This window comes from Streptomyces sp. HUAS 31, from assembly GCF_028198125.1.
Lineage (GTDB): Bacteria > Actinomycetota > Actinomycetes > Streptomycetales > Streptomycetaceae > Streptomyces > Streptomyces chartreusis.
In genome coordinates this window covers 4,100,718-4,120,367 of sequence record NZ_CP116353.1, presented here as the reverse complement: position 1 = coordinate 4,120,367, position 19,650 = coordinate 4,100,718, and the positions used below count along the sequence as shown (strand labels likewise).

Annotated in this window: 17 protein-coding genes and 1 tRNA gene; 13 read left to right on the top strand and 5 right to left on the bottom strand. The window is 70.5% G+C overall.

Annotation, left to right across the window (positions count from 1 at the left end; genetic code table 11):
- Window positions 1–147: 147 nt before the first annotated feature.
- Window positions 148–1,617 carry a potassium/proton antiporter gene (locus PGH47_RS18145; RefSeq protein ID WP_271668088.1) on the bottom strand — a complete coding sequence of 490 codons (1,470 nt, stop codon included), beginning with the start codon at window positions 1,615–1,617 and terminating at the stop codon, window positions 148–150.
- Between the two features lie 285 nt (window positions 1,618–1,902).
- Between PGH47_RS18145 and PGH47_RS18140 the strand changes: the two genes are divergently transcribed.
- Window positions 1,903–4,677, top strand: coding sequence for a penicillin acylase family protein (locus PGH47_RS18140; RefSeq protein WP_271664297.1), 2,775 nt, complete (start codon window positions 1,903–1,905; stop codon window positions 4,675–4,677).
- Window positions 4,678–4,747: 70 nt separating this feature from the next.
- Here the strand turns inward: PGH47_RS18140 and PGH47_RS18135 are convergent, their stop codons facing one another.
- The gene (locus tag PGH47_RS18135) at window positions 4,748–5,362 is read right to left on the bottom strand and encodes a 5-formyltetrahydrofolate cyclo-ligase (protein WP_271664296.1); all 615 of its coding nucleotides are present in this window, start codon (window positions 5,360–5,362) and stop codon (window positions 4,748–4,750) included.
- A gap of 93 nt (window positions 5,363–5,455) precedes the next feature.
- On the opposite strand from PGH47_RS18135, the gene galU reads away from it, so the two are divergent.
- The 8 genes from galU to PGH47_RS18095 all read left to right on the top strand — a co-directional run bounded on the left by galU (window position 5,456) and on the right by PGH47_RS18095 (window position 12,463).
- Complete coding sequence (gene galU / locus PGH47_RS18130) at window positions 5,456–6,358, top strand: UTP--glucose-1-phosphate uridylyltransferase GalU (protein WP_271664295.1); 903 nt, start codon at window positions 5,456–5,458, stop codon at window positions 6,356–6,358.
- 4 nt (window positions 6,359–6,362) lie between these two features.
- The gene (glp, locus tag PGH47_RS18125; RefSeq protein WP_271664294.1) at window positions 6,363–7,688 is read left to right on the top strand and encodes a molybdotransferase-like divisome protein Glp; all 1,326 of its coding nucleotides are present in this window, start codon (window positions 6,363–6,365) and stop codon (window positions 7,686–7,688) included.
- 86 nt (window positions 7,689–7,774) lie between these two features.
- Window positions 7,775–8,269, top strand: coding sequence for a cyclic pyranopterin monophosphate synthase MoaC (moaC, locus tag PGH47_RS18120; RefSeq protein WP_030950696.1), 495 nt, complete (start codon window positions 7,775–7,777; stop codon window positions 8,267–8,269).
- Window positions 8,266–8,766 carry a MogA/MoaB family molybdenum cofactor biosynthesis protein gene (locus tag PGH47_RS18115; RefSeq protein WP_271664293.1) on the top strand — a complete coding sequence of 167 codons (501 nt, stop codon included), beginning with the start codon at window positions 8,266–8,268 and terminating at the stop codon, window positions 8,764–8,766. Before moaC ends, PGH47_RS18115 begins: the two co-directional genes overlap by 4 nt.
- Window positions 8,767–8,786: 20 nt before the next feature.
- Complete coding sequence (locus PGH47_RS18110; protein WP_271664292.1) at window positions 8,787–9,434, top strand: GNAT family N-acetyltransferase; 648 nt, start codon at window positions 8,787–8,789, stop codon at window positions 9,432–9,434.
- A gap of 196 nt (window positions 9,435–9,630) precedes the next feature.
- Window positions 9,631–10,962: a divisome protein SepX/GlpR gene (sepX, locus tag PGH47_RS18105; RefSeq protein WP_271664291.1), complete on the top strand. Its 1,332-nt coding sequence runs from the start codon at window positions 9,631–9,633 to the stop codon at window positions 10,960–10,962.
- An 84-nt stretch (window positions 10,963–11,046) separates the two neighbouring features.
- Window positions 11,047–11,120: transfer RNA gene (locus PGH47_RS18100), tRNA-Ala, on the top strand.
- Window positions 11,121–11,233: 113 nt separating this feature from the next.
- Window positions 11,234–12,463, top strand: a complete 1,230-nt coding sequence (locus PGH47_RS18095; RefSeq protein ID WP_271664290.1) for an MFS transporter — start codon at window positions 11,234–11,236, stop codon at window positions 12,461–12,463.
- Between the two features lie 4 nt (window positions 12,464–12,467).
- Here PGH47_RS18095 and PGH47_RS18090 read toward each other — a convergent pair whose 3' ends face one another.
- Window positions 12,468–12,944, bottom strand: coding sequence for a GNAT family N-acetyltransferase (locus PGH47_RS18090; RefSeq protein ID WP_271664289.1), 477 nt, complete (start codon window positions 12,942–12,944; stop codon window positions 12,468–12,470).
- Between the two features lie 77 nt (window positions 12,945–13,021).
- Between PGH47_RS18090 and PGH47_RS18085 the strand changes: the two genes are divergently transcribed.
- Window positions 13,022–13,825, top strand: coding sequence for an exodeoxyribonuclease III (locus PGH47_RS18085; protein WP_271664288.1), 804 nt, complete (start codon window positions 13,022–13,024; stop codon window positions 13,823–13,825).
- A gap of 57 nt (window positions 13,826–13,882) precedes the next feature.
- On the opposite strand, the gene PGH47_RS18080 is transcribed toward PGH47_RS18085, so the two are convergent.
- Both PGH47_RS18080 and PGH47_RS18075 read right to left on the bottom strand, forming a co-directional pair.
- Complete coding sequence (locus PGH47_RS18080; protein ID WP_271664287.1) at window positions 13,883–15,103, bottom strand: recombinase family protein; 1,221 nt, start codon at window positions 15,101–15,103, stop codon at window positions 13,883–13,885.
- A 275-nt stretch (window positions 15,104–15,378) separates the two neighbouring features.
- The gene (locus PGH47_RS18075; RefSeq protein ID WP_125524516.1) at window positions 15,379–16,020 is read right to left on the bottom strand and encodes a MerR family transcriptional regulator; all 642 of its coding nucleotides are present in this window, start codon (window positions 16,018–16,020) and stop codon (window positions 15,379–15,381) included.
- Between the two features lie 133 nt (window positions 16,021–16,153).
- On the opposite strand from PGH47_RS18075, the gene PGH47_RS18070 reads away from it, so the two are divergent.
- From PGH47_RS18070 to PGH47_RS18060, 3 genes are read left to right on the top strand one after another with little or no spacing between them, the layout of a single operon-like run.
- A complete protein-coding gene (locus PGH47_RS18070) occupies window positions 16,154–17,797 on the top strand; it encodes a flavin-containing monooxygenase (RefSeq protein ID WP_271664286.1) in 1,644 nt (547 codons plus the stop codon).
- Complete coding sequence (locus tag PGH47_RS18065) at window positions 17,794–18,738, top strand: alpha/beta fold hydrolase (RefSeq protein WP_271664285.1); 945 nt, start codon at window positions 17,794–17,796, stop codon at window positions 18,736–18,738. The genes PGH47_RS18070 and PGH47_RS18065 overlap by 4 nt, the downstream gene beginning before the upstream one ends.
- Complete coding sequence (locus PGH47_RS18060; RefSeq protein ID WP_030945741.1) at window positions 18,735–19,619, top strand: SDR family oxidoreductase; 885 nt, start codon at window positions 18,735–18,737, stop codon at window positions 19,617–19,619. Before PGH47_RS18065 ends, PGH47_RS18060 begins: the two co-directional genes overlap by 4 nt.
- Window positions 19,620–19,650 lie beyond the last annotated feature (31 nt).

Genomic DNA, 19,650 nt, shown 5'->3' with positions numbered 1-19,650 from the left:
GCGCCAGCTCTGCGTCAGGCAGAGTTGGTTCGATCTGGGGTTACGCCTGCATAGTACAGGGAGCGGGTGCCATTGACCTTGTGAAAATGAGCACTGGGCAGCGTCTCACCTGTGAACGGGTCACCTCGCACCCCGAGCCGCCTGCGATCAGCCCGTCCCGTTCGTCCCCAGCCAGCCGGCCAGCTTGCCCCCGGCGCCCACCGCGCGCAGCCGGCGCTCGGCGGCGTCGCGTACCGGGTCCGTGGCGACGACGAGCAGTTCGTCCCCGCGCCGCAGCACCGTCGTGGGCATCGGGACGAACGATTTTCCATCGCGGACGACCAGGGTGACGGCAGCCCCTGGAGGCAGCCGCAGTTCGTTGATCTCGACGCCGTGCATCTTGGAGCCCTCGGGGATCGCGAAGGACAGCAGATGCCCGCGCAGCCGCTCCAGCGGTGCCGACTCGATGCCCAGGTCGGCGGGCGTGGGGCCTTGGCCGAGGTCGAGCTTGCGGGCGAGCCAGGGCAGCGTCGGCCCCTGGATCAGGGTGTAGACGACGACCAGGACGAAGACGATGTTGAAGATGGCCTGGCTGCTCTCGACGCCGCTCACCATCGGGATCGTCGCCAGGATGATGGGCACGGCGCCGCGCAGCCCCGCCCAGGACATCAGGGCCTGCTCCCGCCAGGGCACGCGGAAGGGCACCAGGCAGGTGAAGACGCTGAGCGGGCGCGCCACCATGGTCAGCACCAGGCCGATGACGAGCGCGGGCACGATGTCGTCGCCCAGCTCGTGCGGGGTGACCAGCAGGCCGAGCAGCACGAACATGCCGATCTGGGCGATCCAGCCGACCCCGTCGGCGAAGCCGCGCGTGGCCGGCCAGTGCGGCAGCTTCGCGTTGCCCAGCACCATCGAGGCGAGGTAGACGGCCAGGAAGCCGCTGCCGTGCGCCATCGCGCCGGCCGCGTAGGCGGTGACGGCGATGGCCATGACGGCGATCGGGTAGAGGCCGGAGGCGGGCAGCGCCACATGTCTGAGGCCCCAGGCGCCCAGCCAGCCCACCGCGAGGCCGATGGCGGCGCCGATGGACAGTTCCTGGGCTATCTCACCGGCCAGCACGTACCAGTGCTCGATCGGGCCGGCCTGGGAGAAGGCGACCACCAGGATGACCACGGGGGCGTCGTTGAAGCCGGACTCCGCCTCCAATGTGCCCGTCACGCGCGCGGGCAGCGGGATCTTGCGCAGTACGGAGAACACCGCTGCGGCGTCCGTGGAGGAGACGACCGCCCCGATGATGAGCGCCTGCCGCCACTCCAGCCCGACCAGGTAGTGCGCGGCCGTGGCCGTGACCCCGACGCTCACCGTGACCCCGACCAGCGCCAGCGCGGAGGCGGCCGGCAGGGCCGGCCTGATCTCCTTCCACTTCGTGCCCAGACCGCCCTCGGCCAGGATCACGACCAGCGCCGCGTACCCGATGACCTGGGTGAGCTCGGCGTCGTCGAAGCGGATGCCGCCGATGCCGTCCTGGCCCATGAGCACGCCGATGCCCAGGTAGACGAGCAGGCTGGGGAGCCCGCTGCGCGAGGAGATCCGAACCGCTGCGACGGCGACGAGCAGGACGAGCGAGCAGACGAGCAGGAGCTGGTTGAGGTCGTGGACAGTCAGCGGCCGTTCCCTTTCCCTGGCCTACGCGCACGCGCGCGGGGCTCATGTACATAGGACACGAAGTGGCGGTTCTCCGCACCCAACTACTTCGTTACCTTACCTAACTCTTGACGATTTCTTGACGCTCTTCGAGGCATGATCGAACGTCCGTCCGTGCTGGTTCCCTACTCCGCGTCAAGTTGGACTTGGCCCTGCGCCTATGGTTGCTCCAGCACTCCAGGACCGCCTGCCGCTCGCGTTAGGACAGCAAGGACAGCGATGCCCCCCAACACCACCGCCTCCACGGGTCAACAGCCCGGCAAGTCCGGCAGGAAGAAGGGGCGCAGAGCCCGCCTGCTCGTCCTCGTGCTGGTGCTGGCCGTCGTAGCGGGCGTGGCCGGCGGGGCGTACTGGTCCATCAGCACCGTCCGCGCGTCGTTCCCGCAGACGAAGGGGTCGATCACGCTCAAGGGCCTGTCCGGGCCCGTCGACGTGAAGCGCGACGACTACGGCATCCCGCAGATATACGCGTCCTCCGACGAGGACCTGTTCATGGCGCAGGGCTTCGTCCAGGCCCAGGACCGGTTCTGGGAGATGGACGTACGCCGGCACATGACGTCCGGGCGGCTGTCGGAGATGTTCGGCAAGAGCCAGGTCGACAACGACGAGTTCCTGCGCACCCTGGGCTGGGACCGGATCGCGAAGCAGGAGTACGACAAGACGCTGTCGGCGTCCACCAAGAAGTACCTCCAGGCCTACGCGGCGGGCGTCAACGCCTATCTGGACGGCAAGGACAACAAGGACATCTCGCTGGAGTACGCGGCCCTCGGCTTCACCAACGACTACAAGCCGGGGAAGTGGACCCCGGTGGACTCGGTCGCCTGGCTGAAGGCGATGGCCTGGGACCTGCGCGGCAACATGCAGGACGAGATCGACCGCGCGCTGATGACCAGCCGCCTCGGCCCCAAGGAGATCGCGGACCTGTACCCGCAGTACCCGTACAGCCGCAACAAGACGATCGTCCAGGCGGGCCAGTACGACGAGGTCACCAAGACCTTCGGTTCGACGGGCTCCGCGGCGGGCACGGGCTCGTCCGCGGGCGGCACCGCGGGCACCGGCACCTCCTCCGGCACCGCGGGCCTCCAGGGCCAGCTTGCGGGTCTCCAGGAGGTCCTGGACGACCTCCCCACGGCCGTCGGCGTGAACGGCAACGGCATCGGCTCCAACTCCTGGGTGGTCGGCGGGAAGTACACGATCACCGGCAAGCCCCTGCTGGCCAACGACCCGCACCTGTCGGCCTCGCTGCCGTCCGTCTGGTACCAGATGGGCCTGCACTGCCGCGCGGTCTCCAGCAAGTGCCAGTACGACGTCAGCGGCTACACCTTCGCGGGCATGCCCGGCGTGGTCATCGGCCACAACCAGAACATCTCCTGGGGCATGACCAACTCCGGCGTCGACGTCACCGACCTCTACCTGGAGAAGCTCTCCGGCGACGGCTACCTGTACGACGGCAAGACGGTGCCCTTCACCACCCGCCAGGAGACCATCAAGGTCGCCGGCGGCTCACCGAAGAAGATCGTCGTCCGCGAGACCAACAACGGGCCCCTGCTGTCCGACCGCAGCGACGAACTCGTGAAGGTCGGCCGCAAGGCCACCGTCGACACCGCCGCCCCCGACCGCGGCGACGGCTACGGCATCGCGCTGCGCTGGACCGCCCTGGACCCGGGCACCACCATGGACGCCGTCTTCGCCATGGACAGGGCGAAGAACTGGACCGACTTCCGTGCCGCGGCGGCCCTGTTCGACGTGCCCTCGCAGAACCTGATCTACGCCGACACCGAGAACCACATCGGCTACACGCTGCCCGGAAAGATCCCCACCCGGCCGCAGGGCTACGACGGCTCGGTCCCGGCGCCGGGCTGGGACGCGAAGTCGCGCTGGACGGGCTACATCGACGACGACGAGCTGCCCTACGAGTACGACCCGGCGCGCGGCTACATCGTCACCGCCAACCAGGCCGTGATCGACAAGGCCGAGTACCCGTACACGCTCACCACGGACTGGGGCTACGGCGCCCGCAGCCAGCGCATCAACGACCTGATCCAGTCGAAGATCGACGACGGCGGCAAGATCTCCACCGACGACATGCGCCAGATGCAGCTCGACAACAGCAGCGAGATCGCCAAGCTGCTCGTGCCCAAGCTGCTGAAGATCGACATCTCCGACAAGGACGTCCGGGACGCCGCTGCCATCCGCGAGGCGCAGGAGCTCCTGGAGGGCTGGGACTACACCCAGGACGCCGACTCGGCGGCGGCCGCCTACTTCAACTCGGTCTGGCGCAACATCCTCAAGCTCGCCTTCGGCAACAAGCTGCCCAAGGAGCTGCGGGTCGAGGGCCAGTGCCTGTGGGTCGACCCCGTCAACACCACCGGCCCCGCCGACGAGACGGACAAGGTGCGCGAGTGCGGTGAGCGTGAGCCCGACCAGGCGCAGCCGGACGGCGGCGACCGCTGGTTCGAGGTCGTGCGCAGCCTGATGAGTGACGAGGACAGCGACTGGTGGAAGACGCCCGCCTCGGGCACCCGCCCGTCGGCCGACAACCGCGACGAGCTGTTCCGGCGCGCCATGATCGACGCCCGCTGGGAGCTGACCGCCAAGCTCGGCAAGGACATCGACACCTGGAACTGGGGCCGGCTGCACCGCCTGTTCCTGAAGAACCAGACCCTCGGCGTCGAGGGCCCCGGGTTCCTCCAGTACGCACTCAACCGCGGCCCCTGGAAGCTCAGCGGCGGCGAGGCCACGGTCAACGCCAGCGGCTGGAACGCGGCCGGCGGCTACGGCGTCGTCTGGGTGCCGTCGATGCGGATGGTGGTCAACCTCGGCGACCTCGACAAGTCGAAGTGGATCAACCTCACCGGTGCCTCGGGGCACGCCTACAACGCGCACTACACCGACCAGACGGACAAGTGGGCCGACGGCGAACTGCTCGACTGGTCCTTCTCCGAGAAGGCGGTCGACGACGGTACGAGCGACACGCTCGTGCTCAAGCCCTGACCCCGGTCAGCTGATTCGAGAGGCCGCCACGCACGCGTGGCGGCCTCTCGCGTCCTTCGGGCCGGGCGCGTCAGCCGAACCGCCGTACCCCCGAGGGCGTCACCACCGCGTGCACCGGCCGGTCGTGCGGCTCCTCGGGGACGCGCTCGACGACCTCCGTGTCGTACAGCAGCACCACGAGCGGGGGCCGGGCGCCCGCGCGTTCCAGCCGGGCGAGGACGCGATCGTAGGAACCTCCGCCGCGGCCCAGGCGCATCCCGCGCGCGTCGACCGCGAGGCCGGGCAGCAGCACGACGTCCGCACCGGTCACGGCGTCCGGGCCGAGGCGCTCGCCGCCGGGCTCGAAGAGCGCCATCTTTCCGCCGTGTTGGACGCGCTCCAGGGAGTCCCGCCCGGCGTACGCGCCCCAGTCGAGGTCGTTGTCGGGCAGGAGCGCCGGGAGCAGCACCCGCACGCCCCGCGCGCGCAGCGCGTCCAGCAGCGCGAGGGTGCCCGGTTCACTCCCGACCGAGACGTACGCCGCCACCGTGCCCGCGTGCGCCAGTTCGGGCAGCTCCAGCGCGCGGCCGGCCAACGCGGTCGCCGATGACTGCACGTCATCCGCCGTCAACCTGTTTCTCACCGTGAGGAACTCCCGCCGCAACGTTCGCTTGTCAGGCTCGGCCGGACGTCCGGTGTGACTCAATGGTTCTCCCGTACCCTTCCCAATGTGCTCATATGAGAGCCAAATAACCGGAGCCTCAGATTCCCTACAAAGGCACCGGATAAGGTTGCGGGCATGACTCAGTCTCACCCTCGGATCAGCAAGGCTGTCATCCCCGCAGCGGGTCTGGGCACCCGCTTCCTGCCGGCCACCAAAGCCACTCCCAAGGAGATGCTGCCGGTCGTCGACAAGCCGGCGATCCAGTACGTGGTCGAAGAGGCCGTCTCCGCGGGCCTCGACGACGTCCTCATGATCACGGGCCGCAACAAGCGCCCCCTGGAGGACCACTTCGACCGCAACTACGAGCTGGAGTCCGCCCTTCAGAAGAAGGGCGACGCCGACCGGCTCGCGAAGGTGCAGGAGTCCAGCGACCTGGCCACCATGCACTACGTCCGCCAGGGCGACCCCAGGGGCCTCGGCCACGCCGTCCTGTGCGCCGCCCCGCACGTCGGTCACGAGCCCTTCGCCGTCCTCCTCGGCGACGACCTGATCGACCCGCGCGACCCGCTGCTCAAGCGGATGGTCGAGGTGCACGAGCAGCGCGGCGGCAGCGTCATCGCGCTCATGGAGGTCGCGCCCGAGCAGATCCACCTCTACGGCTGTGCGGCCGTGGACCCCACCGAGGCCGGCGACGTGGTCAAGGTGCACGACCTCGTCGAGAAGCCGGCCGCCGCGGACGCCCCGTCCAACTACGCCATCATCGGCCGCTACGTCCTCGACCCGCACATCTTCGACATACTGCGCAAGACGGAGCCGGGCCGTGGCGGCGAGATCCAGCTCACCGACGCGCTCCAGCAGCTGTCCCAGGACGAGAAGGTCGGCGGCCCCGTGCACGGCGTCGTCTTCAAGGGCCGCCGCTATGACACCGGAGACCGTGGCGACTACCTGCGTGCCATTGTCAGACTCGCATGCGAACGTGAAGACCTGGGCCCGGACTTCCGGACCTGGCTTCGCAGTTACGTAGCCGAGGAGATGTAGCGAGTTGAGCACCGCCGCCGCGCCCCGCCCCGCCGGTCAGGACCACCTCTGGTCGGTGGACGAGCACCTGGAGGACATCCTCACGACAGTCCGCCCCCTCGAACCCATCGAGCTGCAACTGCTCGACGCCCAGGGCTGCGTCCTGGTCGACGACGTCACGGTGCAGGTCTCCCTGCCGCCGTTCGACAACAGCTCCATGGACGGGTACGCGGTGCGGGTCGCGGATGTCGAGGGTGCCGGCGAGGAGTTCCCGGCGGTGCTCGAAGTCGTCGGTGACGTCGCGGCCGGCCAGGCCGACGCGCCCCAGGTGGGCCCCGGTCAGGCCGCCCGCATCATGACCGGCGCCCCGCTGCCGCCCGGCGCCGAGACCGTCGTTCCGGTGGAGTGGACTGACGGAGGACTCGGCGAGGGCCCGGTCACCGGGATGCGCGCAAGCAGCGCCGCCCCGGAGGGCGCGAGCGGCCAGGTGCACATCTACCGGCCCGCGAAGGCACGCGCGCACGTGCGCGCCAAGGGCAGCGACGTCAAGGCCGGCGACAAGGCCCTCGCGGCCGGCACCGTCCTCGGACCGTCGCAGATCGCCCTGCTCGCCGCCATCGGCCGCGGCACGGTACGGGTGCGCCCGCGCCCGCGCGTGGTCGTCATGTCCACCGGCAGCGAACTCGTCCAGCCCGACGAGCAACTGGCCGAGGGCCAGATCTACGACTCCAACAGCTTCTCCCTGACCGCGGCCGCCCGCGACGCCGGCGCCATCGCCTACCGCGTGGGCGCCGTCGCCGACGACGCCGAGACGCTCCGGTCCACCGTCGAGGACCAGCTCGTGCGCGCCGACCTCATGGTCACCACGGGCGGCGTCAGCGTCGGGGCGTACGACGTGGTCAAGGAGGCGCTGTCGCACGTCGGCGACGAGGACGAGGCCGGCAGCGGCATCGAGTTCCGCAAACTGGCCATGCAGCCCGGCAAGCCCCAGGGCTTCGGCTCCATCGGCCCCGACCACACCCCGCTGCTGGCCCTGCCGGGCAACCCGGTGTCGTCGTACGTCTCCTTCGAGATCTTCGTGCGCCCCGCGATCCGCGCCCTGATGGGACTTCAGGACGTCCACCGGCCCCGCACGACCGCGAAGCTCACCGCCGACGAGGCGCTGACCTCGCCGAAGGGGCGCAGACAGTTCCTGCGCGGGACCTACACCGACGGCGAGGTGCGCCCGGTCGGCGGCGCCGGTTCCCATCTGATCGCGGCCCTCGCGCACGCGGACGCGCTGATCGTGGTCCCCGAGGACACCGAGACCGTCGAGCCCGGCACCGAGGTCGAGGTGGTCCTGCTCGGCTGAGCGGCCCCGCTTGGCGGTACCGTGTCGCGCACAGCAGGCCCGTGCGCCGCACCGCGACGGGCCCGGACCGGGAGCGCCACACGAGCATGAGCACGCAGGACCGACCCACGCAGGACCGCCTCACGCACATCGACGACGCGGGCGCCGCCCGCATGGTCGACGTCTCCGGGAAGGACGTGACCGCGCGGACCGCCCGCGCCAGCGGACGCGTCCTCGTCTCACCCCGCGTGATCGAGCTGCTGCGCGGCGAGGGGGTCCCCAAGGGCGACGCCCTCGCCACCGCGCGGATCGCGGGCATCATGGGCGCCAAACGCACCCCGGACCTCATCCCGCTGTGCCACCCGCTCGCGCTCTCCGGTGTGAAACTGGACCTGTCGGTCGCGGACGACGCCGTGGAGATCCTGGCCACCGTGAAGACCACGGACCGCACGGGCGTCGAGATGGAGGCCCTCACCGCCGTCTCCGTCGCGGCGCTGACCGTGATCGACATGGTGAAGGCGGTCGACAAGGGAGCGGTCATCACGGACGTACGGGTGGAGGAGAAGACGGGCGGCAAGTCGGGCGACTGGAGCCGGGCATGACGTATCGCGCACTCGTGGTCACGGCCTCCAACCGGGCCGCCGCCGGGGTCTACGAGGACAAGGGCGGCCCGTTGATCGCCCGTGGCCTCAAGGGCTTCGGCTTCGACGTCGAGGGCCCGCAGGTCGTGCCCGACGGCGACCCGGTCACCGCCGCCCTGCGCGCCGGTGTGGATGCCGGGTACGACGTCATCGTCACCACCGGCGGCACCGGAATCTCGCCCACCGACCGCACCCCCGAGGCGACCCGTGAGGTGATCGACCACGAGGTGCCGGGCATCGCGGAGGCCATCCGGGCGTTCGGCCGGGGGAAGGTGCCGACCGCGGCGCTGTCCCGGGGTCTGGCCGGCGTGGCGGGGCGCACCCTGATCGTGAACCTGCCCGGCTCCAGCGGCGGGGTGAAGGACGGACTGGCCGTCCTCGAGCCCCTCCTGATCCACGCCGTCGACCAGATCCGCGGCGGCGACCACCCCAGACCGAGCAGCGGGGGTGCGAGCTGAACAGCCCATCCTGGCCCGTCGTGCTGGGGGACGGCGACATCGTCCTCCGGCCGATAAAGATGCGCGACCAGCGGGCCTGGCGCGAGGTCAACCGGCGCAACCGGGACTGGCTGCGCCCGTGGGAGGCGACGATTCCGCCGCCCACGCCCAGCGGGCCGATCGCGCACCGGCCGACCTACCGTCAGATGGTCCGGCACCTGCGCTCCGAGGCAGGGGCGGGCCGGATGCTGCCGTTCGTCATCGAGTACCAGGGGCGGCTGGTGGGGCAGTTGACCGTCGCCGGGATCACCTGGGGCTCGATGTGTTCCGGGCATGTCGGCTACTGGGTGGACGAGTCGGTGGCGGGCCGCGGCGTGATGCCCACGGCGGTGGCGCTTGTCGTGGACCACTGTTTCCGGACCGTTGGTCTGCACCGCATCGAGGTCTGCATTCGCCCGGAGAACGGGCCGAGCCGCCGGGTCGTGGAGAAACTCGGATTCCGCGAGGAGGGGCTGCGGCCGCGATATCTCCACATCGACGGAGCCTGGCGCGACCATCTCGTGTTCGCGCTCACCGCGGAAGAGGTCCCGGAAGGACTGCTGGGCCGCTGGCGGCGGACACGCTCGCAGAAGACGCCGCACTCGAACCCGCAGAACACCCGGCAGAACCCGCAGGGGAATCCCGCGTAGTGCGGAAGTGACTCCGAAAATTGAATAAGTGTTCGAAATTGATCGCCGGATGACCGCCTCGGGGCATTAAATTCGCGCCCCGAGCGGGCTGCTGATCGCATCGGTCACAAAAAAAGTTCGAAATATCAGCCAGATCGTGCGACACACCGGCTCAATTGGCGGATGGCCTCACGCAAACCCCTCTACCGTGTGAGACGTGAGCAGCAGCGGCCTCATCTACGCAGTCATTGTCGGGGCCTGGGCCGCCTACTTGGTGCCGATGTGGCTCCGTAGGCAGGACGAGCTGAACGAGGCCCGTCCGACGGAACGCTTCAGCACAGCCATCCGGTTGCTGTCCGGACGGGCGGGGATGGAGCGCCGGTACGCCAAGGACCTGCGCGCGCGCTCCACCGCCGAGGGGGAGCCCAGCGCCGACGACCCGGGCGACGTCACCGAGTCGGTGGACGTCCGGGCCTTCGCCGTACCTCCGACCCGTCCGCAGACCCAGGCGACGGCTCAGGCGCAGGCATCCGCACGCCCGGATCCGGCGCGAGAACCCGCCCGGGAACCGGCGGCCAAGGCACCGGTCAAGCCGACGTCCGAACGCACCGGCGCGGCGGCCAAGCCGTCGCCCGAGCGGACCGGCGCACCCGCGGCAGCCTCCCCGGCGGGGGCACGCAAGCGGGTGCCGGCGGCCCGGCGTCCCCCTTCCGGGGAAGCGGCAGCGGCGGCCGCGGCACGGGCCCGGCGCACGAAGGCTCTCGCCCGCCGCAGGCGCACCACCGTCGTGCTCTTCCTCGCCTTCACCCTCGGCGCGATCGTCGCCGCGGTCGGCGGACTCGCGTTCCTGTGGGCGCCCGGCATCCCCGCCCTGCTGCTCAGCGGCTACATCGCGTATCTGCGGTCGCAGGAGCGCCGCCGCTTCGCCTACCAGATGGACCGGCGCCAGGCCGAGGCCGCAGCCCAGCGGCTGCGCGAGCACGCACGCCAGTCCCGACGCCGCGGCAGCTCCGACGCCGGGGCCGGCGCCGACGAGCCCGACGAGGGGCCCGAACCAGGCACCGAGACCGGGATGTCCGCCCTCGCCGCGGACCGGCGCGCCCTCGTCGAGCAGACCGACCACGCCGAGTGGGTCGACCAGCAGCGCGAGCGGCAGCGCCGGCCCGGCCACGGGGACAGCTGGGACCCGGTCCCGGTGCCGTTGCCGACGTACGTGACGGCACCGGTCGCGCCCCGTGCCTCCTCCGACGTGGACCTCGGCGCGCCGGACGCCTGGAGCTCGGCCCGGTCGAGCTCCGTCGCCCGGGACCGCGAGACCGGTGCCGCGGGCGCCGACGACGCCGCGCACGAGGCGCAGTCGCCGGAGTCGGCACGCGGCGACGACAAGGGCGAGAAGGACGGCCGCGGCGACGCCCTCCCGCGCGCCCGCACCCGCTCGCGCGGCGGGAACCCCACGGGCGCCTCCGCCCGCCGGGCACGTGAACGGGGCCGTACGCCGCTGTTCGACCAGTACGAGGACGGCGACCGGCCGCGCGCCGCGAACGAGTGACCCGCCCCCGCGGCGAGCAGGCGGCCGACCAGGAACGGATTTCCAAGCAGGCCGATCGGGGTGCTAAAGTTTCACTCGTTGCAAGGGCCTGTGGCGCAGTCCGGTAGCGCACCTCGTTCGCATCGAGGGGGCCAGGGGTTCAAATCCCCTCAGGTCCACAGCAACGACTCCCCGGGGAAACCCGGGAGTTGGCGAGATCCCGTCCGATCGGTTGATCGGGCGGGATTTTTGTTGCGCCCAAGAGGCCGGGAGCCCAGTCCTGAGGGGGAGCGTGGAGAAGACCGCCGCACCGTTACCGACCGGGCGCACGACACTGCTGCGGATAGTCGCCTTCCGGCGGTTCGTGACCGCCAGTCTGATCTCGGCCACCGGGTCCGCGATGGCGCCCCTCGCGCTCGCCTACGCCGTGATCGGCGAGGGCGGCGGAGCCGGCGACCTCGGTGTGGTGCTCGCCACAAACACCATTCCCACCATCGTCTTCCTCGTGATGGGCGGCGTGCTCGCGGACCGCATGTCCCGCAGCCGCATGCTCTTCCTCGGCAATCTGCTCGCGGCCGCCGCCCAGGGCTCGCTCGCCGTGATCGTCGCCCTGGGGCAGGCGACGACGACCTCGGTCGCCGTCTGCGGCTTCGTCTCCGGCACGGCCGTCGCCTTCACCGTGCCCGCCAACCAGGGAGCCGTGGCGCAGATCGTGCCCGCGGAGCAGTTGCAGCAGGCCAACGCCGTGCTGCGGCTGCCCGGCAACGCCGTCAAAGTGCTCGGGCCGGCCGTCGGCGGTGTCGTCGTCGCGGTCAGCGGCCCGGCCTGGGCGCTGGCCTGGGACGCGCTCACCTTCGCCGTCGCCGCCGTCCTGCTGCTCGGGCTGCGCCTGGACGCGCCCGTCACCGTCACCAGCGCGCTGACCGATCTGCGCGAGGGATGGGCGGGCTTCTGGTCGCGGACCTGGCTGTGGACCTATACGGCCGCCGGGAGCGTCCTCGTCGCCGCGTGGCTCGCCGGGTTCCAGCTGCTCGGCCCCGTCGTCGCGGCGCAGCGGTACGCGGGAGCACGTGACTGGGGGCTGGTGCAGGGGGCGTTCGCGGCCGGGCTGCTGGCCGGGACGCTGGTGTGCCTGCGCTGGCGGCCGTACCGGCTGCTGGCCGTGGCCGTCGCGGGCGGCGCGCCCCTGGCCGCGCCGCTGCTGGCGATGGGGTGGGGACTGCCGCTGCCCTGGGTGCTGTTGGCCACGCTGCTCGCCGGGATCGGTCTCGACGTGGCCATCGTCGCCTGGGCGACGGCGTTTCAGCAGCATGTGCCGCAGGGCGAGTTGGGGCGGCTCGGCGCGTTCAACAGCGTCGGCGAGCGGCTGGCGATTCCGCTCGGCTATCTGCTGACCGCGCTCGCGGCCGGACTGTGGGACAACCGGACCGTGCTGGTGGCGTGCGCCGGGCTCGTCGTCGCCGCGGTCGTCCTCAACCTGTGCGTGCGGGACGTGTACCGCATCAACGCGACCGGGAAGTGACCGCTCACAGCGCCTTGGCGAAGCACAGGCTCAGGTCGTGGAAGCGGTAGTAGCCGAACTTCCCGCACGGTTCGTAGCCGCTCGACCTGTACAGGGCCACCGCCTCCGGCTGCTTGGCGCCGGTCTCCAGCACCATGCGGATACGGCCCGCCGTCCGGGCGTCGTCCTCCAGCGCCGCCAGGATGCGTCTCGCCAGGCCCCGGCCGCGCATCGCCTCGACGACGTACATGCGCTTGAGCTCGGCGTCCCCGTTCCGGTTGCCCTCGCCGTTGTCGTCCTGGGCCCGCCAGCCGCCGGACGCGACCGGGATGCCCTGCTCGTCGTACGCGATCAGGTACAGGCCGTTCGGCGGGTCGAAGTCGGCCGTGGCCAGGGGCGTGGCGTCGCCGTCGTCGCCGTAGCGGACCGCGTACTCGGCCTGGACCTGGTCGCTGAGCTTGACGGCGTCGGGGTGGTCGAAGGGGACGTGCTGTATATGCATGCTGAATACCGTATATCAATTCAAGATCAAGAGGTTCCAATATCGGACACCGTCCAGTGTGCCGGTAGGGTGCCGTGGTGCTCACTGTGACCTCTGTGAATGTGAACGGGCTGCGGGCCGCCACGAAGAAGGGCTTCGTGGAGTGGCTCGCCGGTACCGACGCCGATGTGCTGTGCCTTCAGGAGGTGCGCGCGGAGCCGGAGCAACTGCCCGAGCACGTCCGTACGCCGGACGGCTGGCACGTCGTGCACGCGCCCGCCGCCGCGAAGGGGCGCGCCGGTGTCTCCCTCTACACCCGCCGTGAGCCGGACCGGATCCAGGTCGGATTCGGTTCGAGCGAGTTCGACGACAGCGGGCGCTACGTCGAGGCCGACCTGCCGGGTGTGACGATCGCCTCGCTCTATCTGCCCTCCGGCGAGGTCGGCACCGAGCGCCAGGACGAGAAGGTCCGCTTCATGGGCGAGTTCCTGGCCCACCTGAAGGAGCTGCGCGAGCGCGCCGCCGCCGACGGCCGTGAGGTCCTCGTCTGCGGCGACTGGAACATCGCCCACCAGCGCGCCGACCTGAAGAACTGGCGCGGCAACACCAAGAACTCCGGCTTCCTGCCGGAGGAACGCGACTGGCTGACCGAGGTCTTCGATCCTTCGGCGGGCGGCTATGTCGACGTCGTGCGGTCGCTGCATCCGGATGTGGAGGGGCCGTACACCTGGTGGTCGTATCGGGGGCGGGCCTTCGATCGGGATACGGGTTGGAGGATCGATCTTGCCGTCGCGACCCCGGGGCTTGCTCGGAGGGCGGCCAAGGCCTTCGTGGAGCGAGCCGCCAGTCATGACGAACGGTGGTCGGATCACGCTCCCGTGACTGTCGTCTTCGACATGTGACTTGGACCATGGGGGTGTGCTGACACCCTGCACACCCCCACGCGCATCGCGGGTAGGTCAGGGACGTGACCCGACCGTGAAGGTCAATCGGGAGGTGTCTGGGCCTGCCAGCCGTTCCGGTCCGCCGCCCGATCGTCCTTTGGCGACTGTGACCCGAACCCCGTCCCGGATGAGTCGTTCCCGTGTCACCTCGCCGTCCACGGCGTATGCCTCGCGGTAGCGGCTGACGGTGTACTCGTCGAGCCAGCCGGCGCGGATGGCGGCAGGAGCGGCACAAGTCGTGCCGCGGGCCGACGCACGACAGGCGTAGTCGCCGTACGCGTAGGCCTTCCGTGCGGCGAAGTACATGCGACCGTTGCATCCGGCGCAGTGCGCCACCCCGATCAACAGCGACTTCGCTCGGCGCTGGGGGTGGATTCCGTTGGAACGGGCGTCGAGGGTGTCCTGGAGGGCCTGGAACTCCACTTCGGTGAGCAGCGGAGGGCCGATCAGTACGGGTGAGCCCTCGGCGTCACGGACGGTCTTTCCCCTGTGTACCCGGTGCCCCATCAGAGTCGGCGTGCGCAGGATTTTGGACAGGCTGCCTGCCGTCCAGCGAAATCGGTCGAAGTCGCGGCCGTGGCGCCGACCACCCGTGGGGCGTCCCTGGAGTTGGGCATGGCGATCGCGCGGCACGAGTACGCCCGCGGCTTCGAGTTTGTGGGCGATGGCGACCAGAGACAGCCCTGAGTGCACGTCGTCCACGATCGCGTGGACAACGGTGACGGTCTCAGGGTCGGGAGCGAGACACCAGCCGACGCCGGAGGAATGCGGGGCCTTCTTGTACCCGAACGGAGCAAGGCCGCCTCCGTATCGGCCCGTCGCGCGCAGTGCTTCGTGGGCACTGGTGAGCCGAGCGGACAGGGCGCGAGATTCCTGTTCGGCGGCGTAGGCCAGATTCATGCAGCGGCGAATGGCATCGCCGTCCGCCTGCGGCGTGACCACGAGTGGCTGACGCTCTTCGGACATCCCGAAGACCAGCGTGATCGCACACCGCTGACCCCACTCGATCAACTCGGACATATGGGCGACGGAACGCACGGCACGGTCCACATGTGACCACACGATGGCGTCGTACTCGTCCGGGCGCCGCAGCCACGGCGACAGCGAGGGCCTCTCGAAGGGAGACATCTTGCGTGCGGATACCCCCAGATCCGCGGCTTCGGCGATCAGGCTGAAGCCCAGTTGGTCGGTGCACTGCTGGATGCAGGCGCGCTGCCTGCCGGGTGAGGTGGTCACTTCGGTCAGAGTGCTGAGACGCACAGCTCCAAGAGCTCGCGGATGTTCGGTGGGAGTTGACGCCGGTTGTGAGGGCTGAGGACTACGCTCGGGCACGTCGACGCTCCTGGTAAGTGTCGGCCATACCCCGGGACTGGTCGCACAGTCGCCGGGGCCTTTTCGATCTCACTCTCGGAGTGCGAACGCGGCTTCGCCTGGGACTACGGTAAAAGTGCCTCAATGGTGTGAATGTCCATGAACTGTCGGACAGTTGAGGCGCGAGGTGATCTCGGGTGCTAACCGTGCTTTCGCAACCGGCGGTCCAGTGCCAACGACAGTTCTGCCTCCACCACGCTTCGGGCCAGTGGGCGCAGGCGGTGGAGGTCGTCCTCGTGGGCGTGGCGGAGGACCAGTTCGGCGAACATTTCTGCCAGGGCGTCCACGTGTTCGCGGACCCGTTTGCCGGCGGACAGGACCTCGGCGAGGGGGATGCCCTCGCGGACCAGGGCCGAGGAGACGTCGAGCAGGCGGCGGCTGATGTGGACGATCTCGTCGCCGTCGGTGCCCAGGTAGCCGAGGTCCAGGGCGGCGGCCAGGTTCTCCGGGGTGACCTGGCCCTCGAAGCGGGCCGCGAGTTCTTCGGGCGTGAGGCGGACCGGCTCCTCCTCGGTCGGGGTGACGCCGAGGACGTCGGCGACGTCGCGGCCGTTGTCGAGGGCCTCCGCCAGTTCCGCGATGCCGGTGAGGGTGTGCCCCCGCTCCAGCAGGGCCGCGATGGTGCGCAGCCGGGCCAGGTGGTGTTCGTCGTACCAGGCGATGCGGCCCTCGCGGCGTGGTGGCGGGATCAGCTTGCGTTCTCGGTAGAAGCGCAGGGTGCGCACCGTTATGCCGGCCAGTCGGGCGAGCTCCTCCATGCGGTATTCACGCTTCTCGGTCACCCCGGCACCTTAAATCGTACCGGCGGTAACTTTCCTCGCCCCACCCCCTACCGGTCGGTACGGACCTCCTCTACTCTCCCCATTGCGCCAGTGTTCACTGGCATGGTTCCGGTTCGAGTGTGGAGGCACAGGCATGGCCGAACGCGAACATGTGCGGGTCGCGGTGGTCGGGTCCGGGTTCGGCGGGCTGGGAGCCGCCGTACGGCTGCGGCGCGAGGGCGTGACCGACTTCGTCGTCCTGGAGCGGGCCGGCAGCGTCGGCGGCACCTGGCGGGACAACAGCTATCCGGGATGCGCCTGCGACGTGCCGTCCCACCTGTACTCCTTCTCCTTCGCGCCCAACCCCGACTGGCCGCGCACATTCTCCGGGCAGGAGCACATCCGTGCCTACCTGGAGCACGTCACGGACACCTTCGGGCTGCGCCCGCACATCCGCTTCGACTCCGAGGTGAAGCGGATGACCTGGAACGGCGAGCGGCTGTGCTGGGACATCGAGACCAGCGCGGGGAACCTGTCGGCCGACTTCGTGGTCTCCGCCACCGGGCCGCTGTCCGACCCCAAGACGCCCGACATCCCCGGTCTTGACACCTTCCCCGGCAAGGTCTTCCACTCCGCCCGCTGGGACCACGACTTCGACCTGCGCGGCAAGCGCGTCGCCATGGTCGGCACCGGCGCCTCCGCCATCCAGATCGTGCCCTCCATCCAGCCCGAGGTGGAGCGGCTCACGCTCTTCCAGCGCACCCCGCCCTGGGTCATGCCCCGCATCGACCGTGCCATCAGCGGCGCGGAGCGCTCCCTGCACCGGGCCCTGCCCTTGACCAGCCGGCTGCGCCGCGGGCTGCTGTGGGGCATCCGGGAGCTCCAGGTCCAGGCGTTCACCAAGCACCCCAACGAGCTCGGGTTCATCGAGCAGATGGCCAAGCGGAACATGGCCCGCGCGATCAAGGACCCGGTGCTGCGCGCCAAGCTCACCCCCGACTACCGCATCGGCTGCAAGCGGATCCTGCTGAGCAGTACGTACTACCCGGCGCTCGCCAGGCCCAACGTGGACGTCGTCGCCAGCGGGCTCAGTGAGATCCGCGGTTCGACGGTCGTCGCCGCCGACGGCACCGAGGCCGAGGTCGACGCGATCGTCTTCGGCACCGGGTTCCACGTCACCGACATGCCCATCGCGGAGCGCGTGGTGGGTGCGGAGGGCAAGACCCTCGCCGAGGTGTGGAAGGGCGGGATGGAGGCCCTGCGCGGCGCCTCCGCCGCCGGGTTCCCGAACTGGATGACCATCATCGGGCCCAACACCGGCCTCGGGAACTCCTCGATGATCCTGATGATCGAGTCCCAGCTGAACTACATGGCCGACTTCGTACGGCAGCTCGGCCTGCTCGGCAGCGGGGTCGCCCTCGACGCGCGGCCCAGCGCCGTGCACACCTGGAACCGGCGGGTGCAGGAGCGCATGAAGCGGACGGTGTGGAACACCGGCGGCTGCACCAGCTGGTACCTGGACGCGGCCGGCCGCAACACCACCGTCTGGCCGGGCACGACGAGCGAGTTCCGGCGGGCCACCCGGCGCGTGGACCTCGCCGAGTACGCCGTGGTGCGGGCGTCCGCCGGCGCGCGCGAGGAGACCGGCGAGAGCGTGAAGACCGGCGACGGCGTGAAAACCGGCGACGGCGTGAAAACCGGCGACGGCATGAAAACCGGCGAGGGCGCGAAGACCGGCGAGAGCGTGAAGACCGGCGAGAGCGCGAAGACCGGCGAGGGCGCGGAGGTGACCGCGTGAGCCGCCTGATGAACGTCGCCTCCGGGCCGTACGCCCCGCCCGCCCCCGCCCGTGAGCTGACGGTCGTGTCCGCCGACGGCGCCCGGCTGCACGTCGAGGTGCACGGCCGCGTCGACGACCCCGACGCGCCCGCCGTCGTCCTCGCGCACGGCTGGGCCTGCTCGACCGCCTTCTGGGCGGCGCAGATCCGCGAACTCGCCGTCGACCACCGCGTCATTGCCTACGACCAGCGCGGCCACGGCCGCAGCCCGGCGAGCCTTGCCTGCACCGCCGACGCCCTCGCCGACGATCTGGAAGCCGTCCTGAAGGAGACCCTCGCACCCGGCGAGAAGGCCGTGATAGCCGGGCACTCCGTGGGCGGCATGACGGTGATGGCCGCCGCCGCGCGCCCGGGGTTCCGTGAACACGCAGCCGCCGTCCTGCTGTGCAGCACCGGCGCCTCGCGGCTGGTCGCCGAGTCGACCGTCATACCCATACGGGCGGGCCGGCTGCGCACCTGGCTGACCGCGCGCGTCCTCGGCTCCCGGGCGCCGCTCGGGCCGGTCACGCCGGTGGCGCGGGCGATCCTCAAGTACGCCACGATGGGCCCCGGTTCGGCCCCGCACATGGTGGAGGCGTGCGCGCGGATCGTGCACGCGTGCCCGCGCAAGGTGCGCCACGCCTGGTCGCAGGTGCTCGACCTGCTCGATCTCGACCACGGCGTACGCCAGTTGACGGTGCCGACCGCGGTGCTCGTCGGCAGCGCCGACCGGATGACGCCGCCGGTGCACACGCGCTCCCTCGCCGCCGCGCTGCCGCAGCTCCTCGACGTCACCGAACTGCCCGGCCTCGGGCACATGACGCCGGTCGAGGCGCCCGAGCTGGTGACCGCGAAAATACGGGAACTCGTCACCACATCCCCCAAGGCCACGAAGAACACGCAGGTGAAGGAGGGCGCATGAGCAAGGTGAGCCTCGAAGGACAGGTCGCCGTCGTGACCGGCGCGGCGCGGGGCGTCGGAGAGCTGCTCGCGCGCAAGCTCTCCGCACGCGGTGCCTCGGTGGCGCTGGTCGGGCTGGAGGCGGACGCCCTCAAGCAGGTCTCGGAGCGGCTGCACGGCGACAGCGACCACTGGTACGCCGATGTCACCGACCACGAGGCGATGGCGCGCGTGGCGCAGGAGGTCAAGGAGCGGTTCGGGAAGGTCGACATCGTCGTCGCCAACGCGGGTGTCGCGACCGGCGGTCCGTTCGTCGACTCCGACCCGGACGCCTGGCGGCGGGTCATCGAGGTCAACCTCATCGGGTCGGCGGTGACGGCCCGCGCGTTCCTGCCGGTGCTGATGGAGAGCCGGGGGTATCTGCTCCAGATCGCCTCGCTCGCGGCGATCACGCCGGCGCCGATGATGACCGCGTACTGCGCGTCCAAGTCGGGTGTGGAGGCGTACGCGCACAGCCTGCGGGCCGAGGTCGGCTACAAGGGCGTGCGGGTCGGGGTCGGTTATCTGTCCTGGACCGACACCGACATGGTGCGCGGGGCCGATCAGGACGACGTCATGCGGGAGTTGAGGCAGCGGCTGCCGTGGCCGTCGAACAAGACGTATCCGCTGGGGCCGGCGGTCGACCGGATCGTGGCCGGGATCGAGCGGCGCTCCAGCCATGTGTACGGGCAGTGGTGGCTGCGCGGGATGCAGGGCGTTCGCGGGTATCTGCCCGCGCTCATCGGGACGGTGGGGCAGCGGGAGATGCGGCGGTTCGCGGACCGGCTTGAAGGCATGCGCACGGGGCTGGTCGGAGCGGGTGGCGCGGCCGATGAGCAGGAGCGTATTACGCGGCGTAACTGATCGACATGCGCAGGGTTATCGCCCGTGTGAA

Coding starts and splice junctions, on each gene's coding strand:
- PGH47_RS18140 (WP_271664297.1), top strand. CDS start 1,903: ATGCCCCCCAACACCACCGCCTCCACGGGTCAACAGCCCGGCAAGTCC.
- galU (WP_271664295.1), top strand. CDS start 5,456: ATGACTCAGTCTCACCCTCGGATCAGCAAGGCTGTCATCCCCGCAGCG.
- moaC (WP_030950696.1), top strand. CDS start 7,775: ATGAGCACGCAGGACCGACCCACGCAGGACCGCCTCACGCACATCGAC.
- PGH47_RS18115 (WP_271664293.1), top strand. CDS start 8,266: ATGACGTATCGCGCACTCGTGGTCACGGCCTCCAACCGGGCCGCCGCC.
- PGH47_RS18090 (WP_271664289.1), bottom strand. CDS start 12,944: ATGCATATACAGCACGTCCCCTTCGACCACCCCGACGCCGTCAAGCTC.
- PGH47_RS18070 (WP_271664286.1), top strand. CDS start 16,154: ATGGCCGAACGCGAACATGTGCGGGTCGCGGTGGTCGGGTCCGGGTTC.
- PGH47_RS18060 (WP_030945741.1), top strand. CDS start 18,735: ATGAGCAAGGTGAGCCTCGAAGGACAGGTCGCCGTCGTGACCGGCGCG.